The organism is Peteryoungia aggregata LMG 23059 (assembly GCF_030814435.1).
In the GTDB taxonomy this organism is placed as follows: domain Bacteria; phylum Pseudomonadota; class Alphaproteobacteria; order Rhizobiales; family Rhizobiaceae; genus Allorhizobium; species Allorhizobium aggregatum.
On the sequence record NZ_JAUSUW010000019.1, the window covers coordinates 32912 to 46872 of the forward strand.

Here is a 13961-nt window from a genome sequence, read left to right on the forward strand (position 1 = left end):
AGACGCCGCTCAGCCCTTCAGGAATGCCAGCCGCTCGTCCGTGCGCCCCGGCTGGACCTCGTGGATCTCGGCACGCACGACCCCTTCCGCGACGAAGGGGTCCAGATCCACAAAGGCGTCGATCGCGCTGCGTTCAGCGCCATGGGCGAGGATCATGCCGCCTGCCTGCGCCTGAAGGCTTCCGGCGACCAGGAAAAGCCCCTGGTCGAAGCCCAGTTTCAGCCAGGCATTATGCCCGGCCATGAGCTCGCCGGCCTTTGCCCTGTTTTCCGAAAAACGCAAAAAGATGATGAACATGCAAGGTCTCCTGGATACTGGATCAGTCATGACTCTGGAATGGGCGGGCCGAATTGGTGGCGAGGGACCCGCGCGCGATATCGTGCAACCACGATGTCATCGCCACCACTTCGCGCTCGATGAATTCCGGGTCCTGAAAAGCATTGTAGAGGGTTGCCGCGCCCTGGCTGCGTGACAGGAGCTGCAGCGCCAACTGGTCGGCATCCTCTGCCCGACCGAGCGCTGCAAACTGCTGTGCGAGCCAGTCGCGAAACACGGTGAACAGCCGCACCGCCTCCGGTCGGGCGGGGTGGTCAAGTTTTGCCAGTTCGCTGGTCAGCGTCCCGATCGGGCAGCCGTGGCGGCGGATCTTGTCGCCATTCACCCGCAGGATGTCGATGAAGGCCTCGATTCGCCCGACCGGATCGGACACATCAGTCTCCCAGCAGGCCATCATGCGCACCCGGTCCACGCGCCGCTTTGCGATCACGGCGGCCAGGATCTCGTCCTTGCTCTTGAAGTGATGGTAAAAATTCCCGCGCGAAATGCCGACAGCTGCTGCGATATCGGCAAAGGACGTATGCTCGAAGCCGCAGCGGTAGAACAGCATGTCTGCGGTTGCGACGATCCTCTCGCGTGTCTCTCGCTGTGTCATGCCGGCTCGGCCCCTGTCACGAAATGCACTAGGTCAATTGTCCTAGGGTGGAATTAGGACGATTGACCTAGTTTGTCAACCGCCCTTGAGAATCACCCCACCCCCTGCCAGTGTCGCGCACTCGCCATGCCACCGGAGATCCGATGCTCGTCCTCTTCCGCAAGACGCCGATCCTCGGCGCGCTCCTGGCCCAGGTCGTCGCCCTGCCGGTCGTCGCCGCCGTCACCGCGCCGCTCTCGACCATGGTCGAGCGCCTGCCGCTGATCGTGATCGCCCTTGTGCTGCAGGGAGGGCTTGCGGCGCTACTCTGCGCGCTTTTGCGCCTTCCGCGCTGGTGGCTCTTGATTGCCTTCGTCTTTCCGCTCGCCATGGGCTCGGCCATGCTGCTCGGCAATCTGCCCGCCTGGCCCTTCGGCATCGCCTTTCTCGTTCTGGCGCTGGTCTTCTCCAACACCACGCGCGGGCGCGTGCCGCTTTATCTCACCAATGCCGAGACGGCCTCGGTGCTCAAGGACCTGATGAAGGATAGGGCCGCGACCCGCGTGCTGGATCTCGGCTGCGGTCTGGGCGGCGTGGTCCGCGCGCTCGATGGCGAGGGCCGGCAGGCACGCGGGGTGGAAAACGCCCCCGCCGTCTATCTCGCCGCCCGCCTCGTCTCAGGCCTGACCGGCAAGGGCGAGATCCGCCTTGGCGACCTCTGGAAGACGGATGTCTCAGAGGAAGATGTCGTCTACGCCTTCCTCTCGCCGGCACCCATGCCGGCCCTCTGGCAGAAGCTTTCCAGCGAGATGAAACCCGGCAGCCTCTTCGTCTCCAACAGCTTTGCCGTGCCGGATGTCGACCCCGACGAGATCTGGGAACTGTCGGACAGCCGCAAGACCCGTCTGTTCTTGTATCCGATCGGCAAGACGGAGGAGGGGACGGCGGGGTGAGGTGTTCCCTTCTCCCCGCTTGGCGAGGAGAAGGTGGCCGCCCATCGACAGGCTCAGGGGCCGGATGGGGGGCGCCGGACATCATGGCAAAGGCAGAGCAGATCCCAACTGGTCTTGGTTTGCCTAGGAGGGAGTCGACAGCAGCGCCTCTCGCTCGTCCCTGGACCGAACCATGCGCTGGCGGGCCGCCGCCAGTATTTCCGGGCGCGCCCGCGCCGGCAAGCCGGCATCAAAGGGTGGAGCCGGTGCGTATTCCAGCGACAGCTGGATCGTCTCCGCCTCATCCTGTCCCATCAGTTCCGCGATGACCGACAGGCCGAAATCGATCCCGGATGTGACGCCGCCGGCGGTGATCAGATTGCCGTCGCGTACCACGCGGGCTTCCACTGCGGTGGCCCCGAACCCTGGGAGAAAATCCATGGCGTTCCAATGCGTCGCTGCGCGTTTCCCAGCAAGCAGCCCGGCCTGGCCGAGGACCAGCGTGCCCGTGCAGACAGAGGTGACGAAGCGCGCTGTCTTCGCCTGCGCCCGCACGAAGTCGAGCGTTTGGTCGTCTGTCAGAAGCGGGTTGACCCCGCCGCCACCCGGCACGCAGATCACATCGAACGCAGGCGCCTCTTCAAAGTTGAGGTCTGGCGTGAGCCACAGCCCCGTCGAAGCGCGAACCGGCGCCTTGTCTTTCCAGACCAGATCCACCCGCGCATCACGGGCAGAGCCGAAAACCTCGTATGGGCCCGTCAGATCGAGCTGCTGCACATTGGGAAAGCATAGAATTCCGAAGCGGATGGACACTGTTTTTCTCCTGTCTTGACGCCGAGACCATGACAGGAAATGGTTTGGCCTGAACGCCAATTACCCCTCGTTTCATGCCAAAGTTGATGCTGATGTCACCCGCTATGCCACGCCGGATTGAGATCCTTGTCTTTCCAGATGCCCAGCTCCTGGACGCGACAGGGCCGGCACAGGTCTTCGCGTCGGCCAACGAAATGGCGCTCAGAAGCGCCCATCTCGAAAAGGGCCCGCTTTATGAAATCGCGCTGGTGGCGGAAATGGCGGAGGTGACCACCAATTCGGGGATCGCGCTCCGCTGTGCGCTGCTCTCGGAAAACCGACCGGCACCCGACACCGCGATCGCTGTTGGCGGCAGCGGGGTCAATGCCGCGTGCAGCCGTCCCGCCCTGATCGACTGGGTCCGTGACCGCGCGATCCATGCCCGGCGCATGGCGTCCGTTTGCAGCGGTGCGTTTCTATTGGCGCAGGCCGGCTTGCTGGATGGTCGCCGTGCCGTGACGCATTGGCATCGCTATGACGAATTCGCCGGGCGGTTTCCGCAGGTCCGCCTCGAACGCGACCCGATATTTGTGAACGATGGGAATATCTGGACCTCGGCGGGGGTGACGGCCGGGATCGACCTCGCTCTGGCGATGGTTGAAGAGGATCACGGCCGCACGCTCGCGCTTGCCGTCGCCCGCGAACTGGTGGTCTTTCTCAAGCGCCCCGGCGGCCAGTCGCAATTCAGCGCGCCCTTGCGCCTCCAGACCGCAGACGACAGGTTCTCCGATCTTCACGCCTGGATCTCCGCCAATCTGACGCGTCCCCTCACGCTGGACACATTGGCGGACCGAGCCGGAATGAGCCTTCGATCATTCGCCCGCCACTACCGGCAACGGACAGGCCGCACCCCCGCCGAGGCCGTCGAAATCATCCGGCTGGAGCGGGCGCAAGGGCTACTGGAAACTGGATCTTCCGTCGAAGTCACCGCCCGCAAATGCGGCTTCGGCTCTACGGAGACTATGCGGCGGGTGTTTCTGCGCAGATTGGGCGTCGGCCCAAAGGACTGGCAGGAGCGGTTTCATGATTGAGAATGGGCACCGAGATGGTGCTGGCTCTGCCGATCGCATCCGCTCCTCGGGGACCTGTCGTCCCACGGCGATCTGCAATTTGATGTCGGCTTCAAAAGCCTTGCGGATGAGATCTGGCGGGAGGCATCCGGTTTGCGCCAATTGCGGACATGGCGAGCCTCGCTTGATGCTCTATAGTACGCATGATTGATAGGAGATTATTCATGCGGTCACGGCCATCTTCCCGGCTATTGGTCATCGACCAATTCGGTTGCGTTCTGCTTTTCAAATTTTCTCATTCCTCGGGGCCCTTGATTGGTAAAACATACTGGGCAACGCCTGGTGGTGCGGTCGACGAGGGTGAAACTTTTGAGGCGGCGGCATTGCGAGAGTTGGAAGAAGAGACTGGCCTCGTTGGCCTCGATTTGACCGGCGAAGTTGGCCGTCGGTCCTTTGAGCTTCCCCTGACGAGCGGTGAGGTTGTTTGGGCGGAGGAGAGGTTCTTTGGCATCCGAGCCGAACGAAGTCCCATCTCCGACACCGGTTGGACCGAGAATGAACGAGAAGTGATGGCCGATCATCGCTGGTGGTCCGAACAAGAGCTTCGAGAAACTTGCGACACCATATTCCCTGACGGCCTCATAGACTTGCTGAGCAAGGTATGACCGCAATGGGCCGACAGCCGGCATTGCCGCTTTGCCCCGGAAGCGGTCATGGGAAAGCCGGGGCCACAAGCCCGCGCATCCGGCACAATCGTCAGGCCATGCAACGGTAGCGCGCGATCAGCCTGTTGAAACTGCAGCAGCCTATGTTGAAGCGTCACGGTCTGTATCGAGGAATTTTCGCAACACTTCGAGATCAGGAAGCAAGCGCGCGACGAGGTCAGGGGGGAGGGCTGCTGCAATCCGTTTGAGATCGGGTGCGAGTGCGTCGATCGCATCCTGCCGGAACGTTCGCCCTGCATCCGTGATATGAACCAGTTTTGACCGGCCATCCCTCGGGTTCTTGCGGATCTCGATCAGGCCTGCCTGTTCCAGAACCGCCAATGAGTGCGTCATCGATGTCTTGGGCACCTGAAACGCGCGGGCCATGGCAACAGGCGTGCGGCCATCGCCAACGCGGACCAGATGATTCAACACATGAAATTGCGCTGCGACGAAGCCCGGCGGCAACCGGGCTTCCAGCAGGGCGCGTGACAGCTGTTCAATGATACCGATTTCGTTGAAGAGCCGGAAATAGTCCGGCAGTCCGCTTTCAGGCATTCATGATCCTGCTCTCCAAAGGCCAACGCGGGCTGTTTCCCACAACCGGACCATAGCCGATGCGCGACAGCATTTGAACAGTGCCCCCGTCTGGTGCAAGGCGTTCATGCACTTGGTCATAGGGTCCTGCCATCTCCGGAAACTCCTGCAGGGCCTGGCTGAGGGGCTGGAACCCAAGTCCCAGAGCCGTCGCCGCCAGGTTGACGCGCAGCCAGTCTGCGCCCGTGGCGAGCTGCGTTTCGCGGCTGTTGTCGGCGGTGACCAGCCAGACATGTCCCATCGCGGTATCGGCATTGGCGTAGACCGCGTCCATGCCGGACTTGAAGGCGAAGCTCGTCGGGTCAGCCGCCATTTCACGGCTGAACATGCCTGTCAGGTGCATGGTTTCAAACAGTGGCCCCGAGAAGTCGATGCCATCAGGGTTGGCATCCACTTCCTGGCGTCCGATGCGGAACAGATCGACGCTCTCCTGATAGGTGTGCAGCGTTTCGACCTCGATACGAAGCGCTTCACGCGTCAACGCGCGCAATTCTGCTGTTTCCGCCGGGTCGACGGTGCCGCCGAACCGCGTGCCGTTGCTGGCTGCCGCAGCCATCTGCGTCAACATGTCGGGTGCAAGCGGGCGGCTCATGTCGAACGGTTCCTTGTTGGAGCGCCGGGCAGGCACCAGGGCGAAGAGGGGATCGCGCTTAACCGCCGGATCAGCTGTCAGGGTGATGCGCGCGATGGGCCGTTGGTCTAGGGCCGTGGCGCTGCTGCCCAGGGGGAACAGCGTCATGTCGGCGCGATGGCCCTCTTCTGCTGCGGCCATGCGCAGGAGTTCCAGAAAACACCCCAGACCGATCACGATCTGCCGGTTGAAGGGATCGGTGTATGGCAACAGGCGGTCAGTATCCACATGCAGCGTGATGACATCGTCCTCGGATACATCTGCCAGCCAAGGCTGGCGATTGTGCGGGTTCGGGGCCAGGAGCGCCCATGACAGGGCCCGCATCCGCAGGTCCTCATAGCCGCCCGCGCGTTGCCAAGGAAGGTAAGCCGTTTGCGGCATGCGTGTCGCCGTGTATCCGAAGGCACCACCGGCTGCCAGAACAGCTCCGCCGCCAACAAGGAAAATCATCTTGCGCCGTGTCAGGTTCATCGCCATCTCCATTAGTACGACATCGCACCATATAGTGCGATGTCGTACTAATGTCCAGTGGCATCGGACTTTGACCCTTTGTCCAGGAGGCAGCACCGAGGCAAACCGCTGATGCTGACCGCCCGTTCAAGGCCCAGGGCGGACGTTGGCGTCCTGCGGTGTTCTGGCCGCGTTCGTCTTTTGCGTTGGAAAAGCAGTCAGATTGGAGGCGGGCCCATCGACGCCCAAACTCTGAGCCCCGGCTGTCACCGGTTGGGAGCCCAACCTGCCTCACGCCACCACCCGCTGGTCCATCTCGGTCATGCTGACGCGCCAGCTGTTGCGGCCGTCGCTCTTGGCGGCGTAGAGCGCCCGGTCGGCGGTATGGGCATGGGCGATACCGAGCTGGCGGACCGCCCGGCGCAGGCTTTCGGCAAGGGCCGCTGCCGTATCCGTATCGGCGTCAGCCAGGATCGCGACGAATTCCTCGCCGCCGTGGCGGGCGAGATGTGCTTCGATCGGCAATGCCCGGCGCATGGCGCGGGCCACACGCTTGAGGCAGTCGTCGCCGGCACCATGGCCATAGGCGTCGTTATAGGCCTTGCAGTGGTCGACATCGGCGACCAGCAGCACCACGCGACAGATCGGCAGCCAGAAAGAAGCTCAGCCGGGTTGAAGCTCTTCAATCCAGACATGTCCTGGATGCAGCACCTCCAGCCATCGACGAAGGGTGGATTTATCACTGGATTCCAAGCGAGGTAAGGCATTGCGGAAGTCCCCGTGATCTTTGTCGCGGGCGTGCTTGGCTTTGAAGAGCAGAACGATGTGCGGTGCCAGATATCGGATGCCGCCGGCTGTTGCGCGGATGGCTTTGGTTCGCGGCAAGGTGAAAGATGGATCACGTTTGTAGACCCACATATCCGGCGATCCCCGATCGACCATCATGTCGACGCGCCAGCGACCGGCGCCAATATCCGCACCCCACTGCTGCCAAACATCCGTGGGCAGTGGTTCTACGAGGGGGAGATGGTCAAGTTTGCCATCCTTCGCTGTGAAGAACTCCAGATCCGACAGGGCGCCGCGATAGCGTTGAGCCTGGCAGGCAAGCACCGAGAACTCCAAGTCTTCATGCGCACGGGTCGGCTCGCCGTGCCAAAGGTCCAGGGCCCAGCCGCCAACGATGTACCAGTCGGTGTTAGACACGCCGAGGCGAGCGAACAACTCATCCGGGGACCAAGCCTCCCAAGCATCATCTGGCGGTGGCTGCATTGAGGCATTGCTCCTGAAGGGACAAGAACGCCTGATACGTGAGCTGACCCCCATGTTCAATGGCGGCTTCGGGCCGATGGCGGACGTCAGCGGTGGATGCGCTGGCCGCTTTCATTTTTTGAGTTCGAGAAGCAGGCAGTCCGCTCTCCCACCCCTCAAAACCGCCACTGCTCAAACACGAGGCGGCGGCGCCCAATCAGCCTCAAGCCCTCACGCCACCACCCGCTGGTCCATCTCGGTCATGCTGACGCGCCAGCTGTTGCGGCCGTCGCTCTTGGCGGCGTAGAGCGCCCGGTCGGCGGTCTCCAGCAGTTGCTCGAAATCGCCGTCGCTGCGGATCGGCCCGCAGGCAGCCCCCACGCTGATCGTCACATGCTGGTTGCGGTCGCCGGTATGGGCATGGGCGATGCCGAGCTGGCGGACCGCCCGGCGCAGGCTTTCGGCAAGGGCCGCTGCCCTATCCGTATCGGCGTCAGCCAGGATCGCGACGAATTCCTCGCCGCCGTGGCGGGCGAGATGGGCCTCGATCGGCAATGCCCGGCGCATGGCGCGGGCCACGCGCTTCAGGCAATCGTCGCCGGCGCCATGGCCATAGGCGTCGTTATAGGCCTTGAAGTGGTCGACATCGGCGACCAGCAGCACCACGCGGGAGGCTGCATCCGGTGTCTCGGTCATCAGCCGCGAAAGCTCCATCTCCGTGCCGCGCCGGTTCGACAGGCGGGTCAGCGGATCGGTGACGGAAAGCCGTGCCAGATCCTTGTTCTGTCGGGACAATTCCCGTTTCAGCGCCTCGTTCTCCTCCATCTGCAGATGGCTGGTCAGCGCCTCCACCTCCAGCTGATAGGAAACGAGCAGCGTCATGATCACGGTCGGCATGTAGACCGCAAGATGCTGGATCACATAGGCGGGCGTGGCACCTTCCAGGAACCAGATCGCCGAATAGTTCAGGCAGAAGGTAAAGACGCTGGCGCGCAGCGCCGGGCGGAAGGGCGAGGCAGCGGCAATCGTGATCGCCATCTGGAAGCTGGCGGCGGCGTAGAAATAGGTGAGCACGCCGGGGCTCGAACTTGAGACCAGGATCGCACACCAACAGACATTGGCAAACAGCGCCACGAGGATCGCGGCGATCTCCTTCTTCTCCACCGGATGGTCTGCGCCGATATAGACGACGAGGCCGATCGCGATCGGCAGCATGACGCCGAAGCGCAGTGTCGCCGACAGCAGGGTGACATCACCGAGCAACCACAGATCGAAAAGGAAGCAGATGAGGTAGAAGATCAAGACGCAGAGCACGGCGGCCCGCAGCATGCGGCTGCGAAGGGGCGCGCGCGATTGCAGAAAAGCCGCATATTGTTCCGCCGTCATGCGGGGGCGTGCGGGAAGTCCGAGCCATCTCATCATGGATGTCCAATCACCGATTGAAAATATGTGTCCTTCGAAATCGCCGTGAACCTAGCGGCGTCCCCCTTAATTTGGGGTGAAGGTTGTGTCCCAATACGAGAAATGAGGGATGAACAAAGAGGCCATGGTAAACAAAGGGTAAAGCCGGGCACACAGCGCCAGAAATACCAGAATTTTCTGTTTCAATTCAGGATGGTATCGTCTTCGTGCCGCTTCGGGACGCGCCGAAACACATCCTGATGGCCGAATCAGGCCTTTCCATGTCGCGGATCTTCGCCGGGGTCGTTACCCCTTCGTAAACCTGCAATTGTCTTAACGTGTGGTTGCGCCGGTCGTTTCCGGCTCTGCCGGGGCCCGTGCGGTGCGGGCGGTCGGGATGGCCAGCGGATCCGCCGCCTTCAGCCGCGCTGCCAGATCGCGGATCAGGCGCGTCGATTGCGACGAGAGCGAGCGTGGACGCACCATCGGCGGCAGCGCATCCGGACTGGATGCCGCATCGGCGACGGCAGGCGCCTCCTGCCGTTCCGGCATGGGCTGGTCGATGCCGAAGATCGGCTTCAGGTCGATGCCCTGATGGGCATAATCCATCAGCTTCTTGAAGGTCATCGCCGGCAGCGAGCCGCCCGTCATGTTGTTGGTCGAGGTATAGTCGTCATTGCCGAACCAGACGGCGGCGGTGTAGTTGCCGGTATAGCCGACGAACCAGGCGTCGCGGTAAGCCTGCGTCGTGCCGGTCTTGCCGCCGGTCAAAACCCCGTCGACGGCGGCGCGCCGCGCCGTGCCGATATAGGGGATCTTGGTCATCATCTCGTTCATGTAGATCGCCGCCTGCTCGGTCAGGATCTGCTCGGCCGCCGGCGCGTCGCGCTCGAAGTCATAGAGCACCTCGCCGGCATAATTGCTGATCTGGGCAATCCCGTGCCGACGCGAGGCCTTGCCGCCGGCCGGCAGCACGGCATAGGCCGTCGCCTGGTCCATCACGGTCACTTCGGCAGTGCCGAGCGGGATGGTCACATCCTTTTTGATCGGCGTTTCCACGCCCATCGCCTTGGTGGTCTGGATGATGGCGTCGATGCCGAACTTTTCCTTGGCAAGCCTGACCGGGATCGTGTTGATCGATTTCGCCAGCGCCGTTTCCATGGTCACCCGGCCCGCATAGCTGCGGCCATAGTTCTGCGGGCTCCAGTTGCCCCAGGAGACGGGGCCGTCGGTCACGACAGTCTCGGGCGTATAGCCATTCTCCATGGCAAGCGCGTAGGTGTACATCTTGAACGACGAGCCCGGCTGGCGCAGCGCCCGCGTGGCGCGGTTGAACTGGCTTTCACCATAGTCCCGCCCGCCGACCATGGCCCTGACCGCGCCGCCGCCCTCGATCATCACAAGCGCGCCCTGGCGGACATTGTAGCTCTCGCCATATTCGCGCAGCGACGAGGCAACCGCCTCTTCCGCCGCCTGCTGCAGCCCAAGATCGATCGTGGTGCGCACGACGAGCGTGTGATCCTTGAAGCGGGCGGCAATCCGCTGCACTTCCTCGAAGGCCCAGTCGAGGAAGAAGTCGGGCGCGTCCTTCTCGTCGCGATCGATGACGGAGGCCGGATTGCGGCGCGCAGCCACCACCTGGCCCTCGGTCATCAGCCCGCTCTGCACCATGTTGGTCAAGACATCATTGGCCCGCGCACGCGCCGCCGGCAGGTTGACATGCGGCGCATATTTCGCCGGCGCCTTGAACAGGCCCGCCAGCATCGCCGCTTCCGCCAGCGTCACCTCGGTAATGTTCCTGCCGAAATAGAATTGCGAGGCCGCCGCTGCGCCGAACGTGCCGCCGCCCATATAGGCGCGGTCGAGATAGAGCGACAGGATCTCCTGCTTGGAGAGATTGGCCTCCAGCCAGAGCGCCAGGAAGGCTTCCTTGATCTTGCGCTCGATCGATCGCTCATTGGTGAGAAACAGGTTCTTGGCCAGCTGCTGCGTCAGCGTCGAGCCGCCCTGGACCACTTCGCCGGCCTTGGCATTTTCGCTCATCGCGCGGGCAAGGCCGAAGAAATCGATGCCGAAATGCTCAAAGAAGCGCCGGTCTTCGGTGGCCAGCACGGCTTTGACCAGATGGTCCGGCAGTTCGTCGACCGGCACGGAATTCTCATGAATGATGCCGCGATGGCCGATCATATTGCCGTAACGATCGAGGAAGGTGACGGCGAAATTGTCGTGGTTGCGCCAGTCTTTCTTGGTCTCCTCAAGCGCCGGCTGGGCCAGCGTCAACAGCACCACCATGCCGGCGGTGCCGAGCGTCATCGCCTCGCCGGCAATCTCGAAGCCGAGCTTCTTCAGGCCCCGTACTCGGAAACGGCGGAAGAAGATGGTGATCTCTTCCCAGGTTTCGACCAGATCGTAACCGGCATTCCACAGGGTGGAATCGAGCCAGCTGTCGATCTTAAGGAAGATATGGCGCTTCAGCTTCGGGGGCGTCTCGCCCTTGGCCGAGGGGCGCCCTGAGGCAAGACGATCGCCTGCATCGGCACCACCGAGGCGCTCCACCGGCTCCAGATCCTCAGGCTTGTCACTGTCGGCCACCGTGGCTTTTCCCGAAAACTTGTTGTCCGCTCCCTTGACGCGCCCGCCGATTGGGATCAGGACCCAGAGGGATCATGGGGCATGTCGTCGTCAACGAGTGATGGGCGATTTGCCGCCAAAGAACAAGCGGTTTCGCGGGCCATGGTGAACCCGACCGAGGTGAGCGCGCGCTTTTTGCCGAACGGCGTTGCACCCCTGCCACCTGCCGGGAGCAGGGCCACCCGCCAGGGCTGAAGCCGCATGCCACCGATGCCCCGCAAAACCACAGTCAGTTGAACGAGCCGATGACCGAACAACCCTTCTGGAAGACCAAGACGCTCGCCGAGATGAGCAACGCGGAATGGGAAAGCCTCTGCGACGGCTGTGGCCTCTGTTGTCTCAACAAGCTGGAGGACTGGGACACCGGCGAGGTGGTCTTCACCTCGGTTGCCTGCAAGCTGCTCGACGGCGAGAGCTGTCGCTGCAAGGACTATGAAAACCGCCAGGACACCGTGCCCGACTGTATCCAGCTGACACTCCAGGGCCTGCGCGAAATCCAGTGGCTTCCCCCCACCTGCGGCTACCGCCTGATCGACGAGGGCCTCGACCTCTACTGGTGGCACCCGCTGGTCTCCGGCGACCCCAACACCGTCCACGCCGCCGGCGTCTCCGCCAAGGGCCGCACGATCTCGGAAGAGGGCATGGATGTGGAGGATCTCGAGAATTACGTGGTCGACTGGCCGATGCGGCTCGGCGAGGGCGGCAGGGGGTAGGGGCGAGGGGCTCTCGCAAAAGCCGGGTCCGGATGGTATCCTTGCCGTCAAAGGAGACCTCCGCCATGCTGGCCCTGACCCTTCCCAAAGACCTTGATGCCCGCCTCGAAGGCCTCGCCCGTGTCACCGGTCAGAGCAAGGCTGCGCTCGTGGAAGAGGCGGTATTGGCGCTTGTCGAGGATCTGGAAAATTCCGAACGTGAGAAGGCGTCCCTGGAGACCTGGCTGCGCACGGAAGGTGTCGCGGCCCATGACCGGTTGAAGGCAGATCCAGGGCGGGCCTTGAGCATCGATCAGGTACGGGCGCATCTGGAGAGGCGGCGGGGCTAAGCGATTGATGGCAGATGGCTTGGACAGAGATTGGATTGTGCGAGTAGACGGCACTGATCAATCTTTGGCTTTTTGGCTCTCAAAACTTTCCCCAAGAGACGGGGTCTACTTTGAGATACTGGACGTCAACGACACCCCGTTGGTTGTTCTGCGCGCCAGTGGGTTTGGCGGACTTGGGTCTGCTGATGAAGTGTTGGAATACACTGGCAGAACATTGGATCTCCTGCGTTTTATCTGTCCAGCGGATTTCGATGCCCATCCGCTTAAGATCTCCAGCATCTCTAAAATTGTTGATGGGCAGCATAAGGGTTGGCAGTACTTTCAGAGCGCATCAATTGAAGCAAAAAGTCATGTTCATCTATCTGGGGTGGTCATGAATGCTGTTGGTAAGGTGCGAGCTCGACTGGCGCCTCGTTTGCCGCGCGGAGACAGGCAGGCGGATCGTCTGCGGAAAGGCTTTTTGCTTGCAGCACAGTTGGATGAGCGCCTTGCAAAAGCTTTGCTTTATCTGCACGGGGAACCGGGATGGATCGAATACTATAAGGCTTGTGAGGTGCTGTGGTCTTTGCCAACGCCCGGTATTTCCGAACGGGAAAAAGAACGCCTAAAGCGAACGGCAAACGTTTACCGTCATCACAGAACTCCCTCAGCGCCTAAAGTACCAATGACGCTTAGCGAGGCCAGCGGCTTCATCGAGCTATGGTTGGATGTTGCGGTTGCTCAGGTCTTGATGAGGCACGGTCGGACCCAATAGCGTCTGTCGCTACTGCATCGAGAAAAGCCTCAAGCCCCGCATCCTTACGGTCGGCCTGCCTTGTCAGCCGAGCGTGACGCGCGCAGTCCTCGGCAAAGCCGGGTTCGCTCGCAATAGACGGCTCATGACCAGGTCTTTCCAGGGCTCGTGCTGGAATAACTTCGCTGTGATCGTCACCCATTTCCACCTCACGCCGCCTCCGTCACGGTCATCTCGACCGTCAGCCCCGCCGCGACCGCCATGGTCACCAGCCCGTCTAGGGCAAAGAGGTCGATCTTGCCGCGCTTCAGGTCCGAGATCCTCGGTTGCGTCACGCCGAGCCGCCGCGCGGCCTCTGCCTGGGTCCAGCCGCTCGATAGCATGTGCTGCTCAAGTGCCATCATCAGCTTGGCGCGAAGCTTCATGTTTTCGGCTTCTGCAGGTGTGTCCTCAATGGCGTCCCATACGCTGGCATAAGTTTCCTGGCTCATGTCGTGCGTTCCCTCATCAATTCACCATAGCGCTTGGCAGCGAGTTGGAGATCAAGTTTTCCGGTCTTCTGGCTCTTCTTCTGAAAGCAATGCAGGACATAAATGGCGTCAGCGAAGCGGGCGACATAGAGGATCCTGAAGGCACCATTCGCGTCTCTGATGCGGATTTCCTCAACGCCCGAGCCCACACTGGCCATCGGCTTCCAGTCCCCCGGCTCCAACCCATTTTGCAGCCGGTCCAACTGATACCCGGCGTCTCGCCTTGCCGTTGCCGGGAAGGCCCGCAAAGCCTGCAAGGCGTTACCAATGAAGACGACGGTTCTCATGAA

The 13961-nt window shown here is 62.1% G+C and carries 18 protein-coding genes; 6 read left to right on the plus strand and 12 right to left on the minus strand.

Annotated features, from left to right (window positions below; all coding sequences use genetic code 11):
* Positions 1-9: 9 nt before the first annotated feature.
* Positions 10-297, minus strand: a complete 288-nt coding sequence (locus J2045_RS21760) for a YciI family protein (RefSeq protein ID WP_166603898.1) — start codon at positions 295-297, stop codon at positions 10-12.
* A gap of 22 nt (positions 298-319) precedes the next feature.
* A complete protein-coding gene (locus J2045_RS21765) occupies positions 320-931 on the minus strand; it encodes a TetR/AcrR family transcriptional regulator (protein WP_307377128.1) in 612 nt (203 codons plus the stop codon).
* Between the two features lie 143 nt (positions 932-1074).
* On the opposite strand from J2045_RS21765, the gene J2045_RS21770 reads away from it, so the two are divergent.
* Positions 1075-1863 carry a class I SAM-dependent methyltransferase gene (locus tag J2045_RS21770; RefSeq protein WP_307377129.1) on the plus strand — a complete coding sequence of 263 codons (789 nt, stop codon included), beginning with the start codon at positions 1075-1077 and terminating at the stop codon, positions 1861-1863.
* A gap of 123 nt (positions 1864-1986) precedes the next feature.
* Here J2045_RS21770 and J2045_RS21775 read toward each other — a convergent pair whose 3' ends face one another.
* Positions 1987-2655: a DJ-1/PfpI family protein gene (locus J2045_RS21775; protein ID WP_307377131.1), complete on the minus strand. Its 669-nt coding sequence runs from the start codon at positions 2653-2655 to the stop codon at positions 1987-1989.
* Between the two features lie 104 nt (positions 2656-2759).
* On the opposite strand from J2045_RS21775, the gene J2045_RS21780 reads away from it, so the two are divergent.
* Together J2045_RS21780 and J2045_RS21785 are read left to right on the plus strand one after the other, a co-directional pair.
* A complete protein-coding gene (locus J2045_RS21780) occupies positions 2760-3725 on the plus strand; it encodes a GlxA family transcriptional regulator (protein WP_307377132.1) in 966 nt (321 codons plus the stop codon).
* Between the two features lie 203 nt (positions 3726-3928).
* A complete protein-coding gene (locus J2045_RS21785) occupies positions 3929-4369 on the plus strand; it encodes an NUDIX hydrolase (protein WP_307377134.1) in 441 nt (146 codons plus the stop codon).
* Between the two features lie 141 nt (positions 4370-4510).
* Here J2045_RS21785 and J2045_RS21790 read toward each other — a convergent pair whose 3' ends face one another.
* The 6 genes from J2045_RS21790 to J2045_RS21815 all read right to left on the minus strand — a co-directional run bounded on the left by J2045_RS21790 (position 4511) and on the right by J2045_RS21815 (position 11210).
* The gene (locus tag J2045_RS21790) at positions 4511-4966 is read right to left on the minus strand and encodes a MarR family winged helix-turn-helix transcriptional regulator (protein ID WP_307377136.1); all 456 of its coding nucleotides are present in this window, start codon (positions 4964-4966) and stop codon (positions 4511-4513) included.
* Entirely contained in the window at positions 4959-6113 is a 1155-nt protein-coding gene (locus J2045_RS21795; protein ID WP_307377138.1) for an Acg family FMN-binding oxidoreductase, read from the minus strand. The genes J2045_RS21790 and J2045_RS21795 overlap by 8 nt, the downstream gene beginning before the upstream one ends.
* A 264-nt stretch (positions 6114-6377) precedes the next feature.
* Positions 6378-6722, minus strand: a complete 345-nt coding sequence (locus J2045_RS21800) for a GGDEF domain-containing protein (protein WP_307377140.1) — start codon at positions 6720-6722, stop codon at positions 6378-6380.
* Between the two features lie 27 nt (positions 6723-6749).
* Entirely contained in the window at positions 6750-7355 is a 606-nt protein-coding gene (locus tag J2045_RS21805; protein ID WP_307377142.1) for a nucleotidyltransferase domain-containing protein, read from the minus strand.
* Between the two features lie 210 nt (positions 7356-7565).
* Entirely contained in the window at positions 7566-8756 is a 1191-nt protein-coding gene (locus J2045_RS21810) for a GGDEF domain-containing protein (protein WP_246700045.1), read from the minus strand.
* A gap of 312 nt (positions 8757-9068) precedes the next feature.
* Positions 9069-11210 (minus strand): transglycosylase domain-containing protein, encoded by a 2142-nt coding sequence (locus tag J2045_RS21815; RefSeq protein ID WP_307377214.1) that lies wholly within the window; start codon positions 11208-11210, stop codon positions 9069-9071.
* A gap of 401 nt (positions 11211-11611) precedes the next feature.
* Between J2045_RS21815 and J2045_RS21820 the strand changes: the two genes are divergently transcribed.
* The 3 genes from J2045_RS21820 to J2045_RS21830 all read left to right on the plus strand — a co-directional run bounded on the left by J2045_RS21820 (position 11612) and on the right by J2045_RS21830 (position 13162).
* Positions 11612-12079, plus strand: a complete 468-nt coding sequence (locus J2045_RS21820; protein ID WP_166603890.1) for a YcgN family cysteine cluster protein — start codon at positions 11612-11614, stop codon at positions 12077-12079.
* A gap of 65 nt (positions 12080-12144) precedes the next feature.
* Positions 12145-12408 (plus strand): ribbon-helix-helix protein, CopG family, encoded by a 264-nt coding sequence (locus tag J2045_RS21825; protein WP_307377145.1) that lies wholly within the window; start codon positions 12145-12147, stop codon positions 12406-12408.
* Positions 12409-12415: 7 nt separating this feature from the next.
* Positions 12416-13162, plus strand: a complete 747-nt coding sequence (locus J2045_RS21830; RefSeq protein WP_307377147.1) for a hypothetical protein — start codon at positions 12416-12418, stop codon at positions 13160-13162.
* Here the strand turns inward: J2045_RS21830 and J2045_RS23190 are convergent.
* The 3 genes from J2045_RS23190 to J2045_RS21840 are packed head-to-tail and all read right to left on the minus strand — an operon-like array spanning position 13098 to position 13958.
* On the minus strand, positions 13098-13343 hold the full coding sequence (locus tag J2045_RS23190; protein ID WP_370873190.1) for an antitoxin MazE-like protein: 246 nt from the start codon (positions 13341-13343) through the stop codon (positions 13098-13100). The two genes, J2045_RS21830 and J2045_RS23190, sit on opposite strands and share 65 nt — an antisense overlap.
* A gap of 7 nt (positions 13344-13350) precedes the next feature.
* Positions 13351-13632 carry a helix-turn-helix domain-containing protein gene (locus J2045_RS21835; protein WP_307377149.1) on the minus strand — a complete coding sequence of 94 codons (282 nt, stop codon included), beginning with the start codon at positions 13630-13632 and terminating at the stop codon, positions 13351-13353.
* Positions 13629-13958, minus strand: coding sequence for a type II toxin-antitoxin system RelE/ParE family toxin (locus J2045_RS21840; protein WP_307377152.1), 330 nt, complete (start codon positions 13956-13958; stop codon positions 13629-13631). Before J2045_RS21840 ends, J2045_RS21835 begins: the two co-directional genes overlap by 4 nt.
* Positions 13959-13961 lie beyond the last annotated feature (3 nt).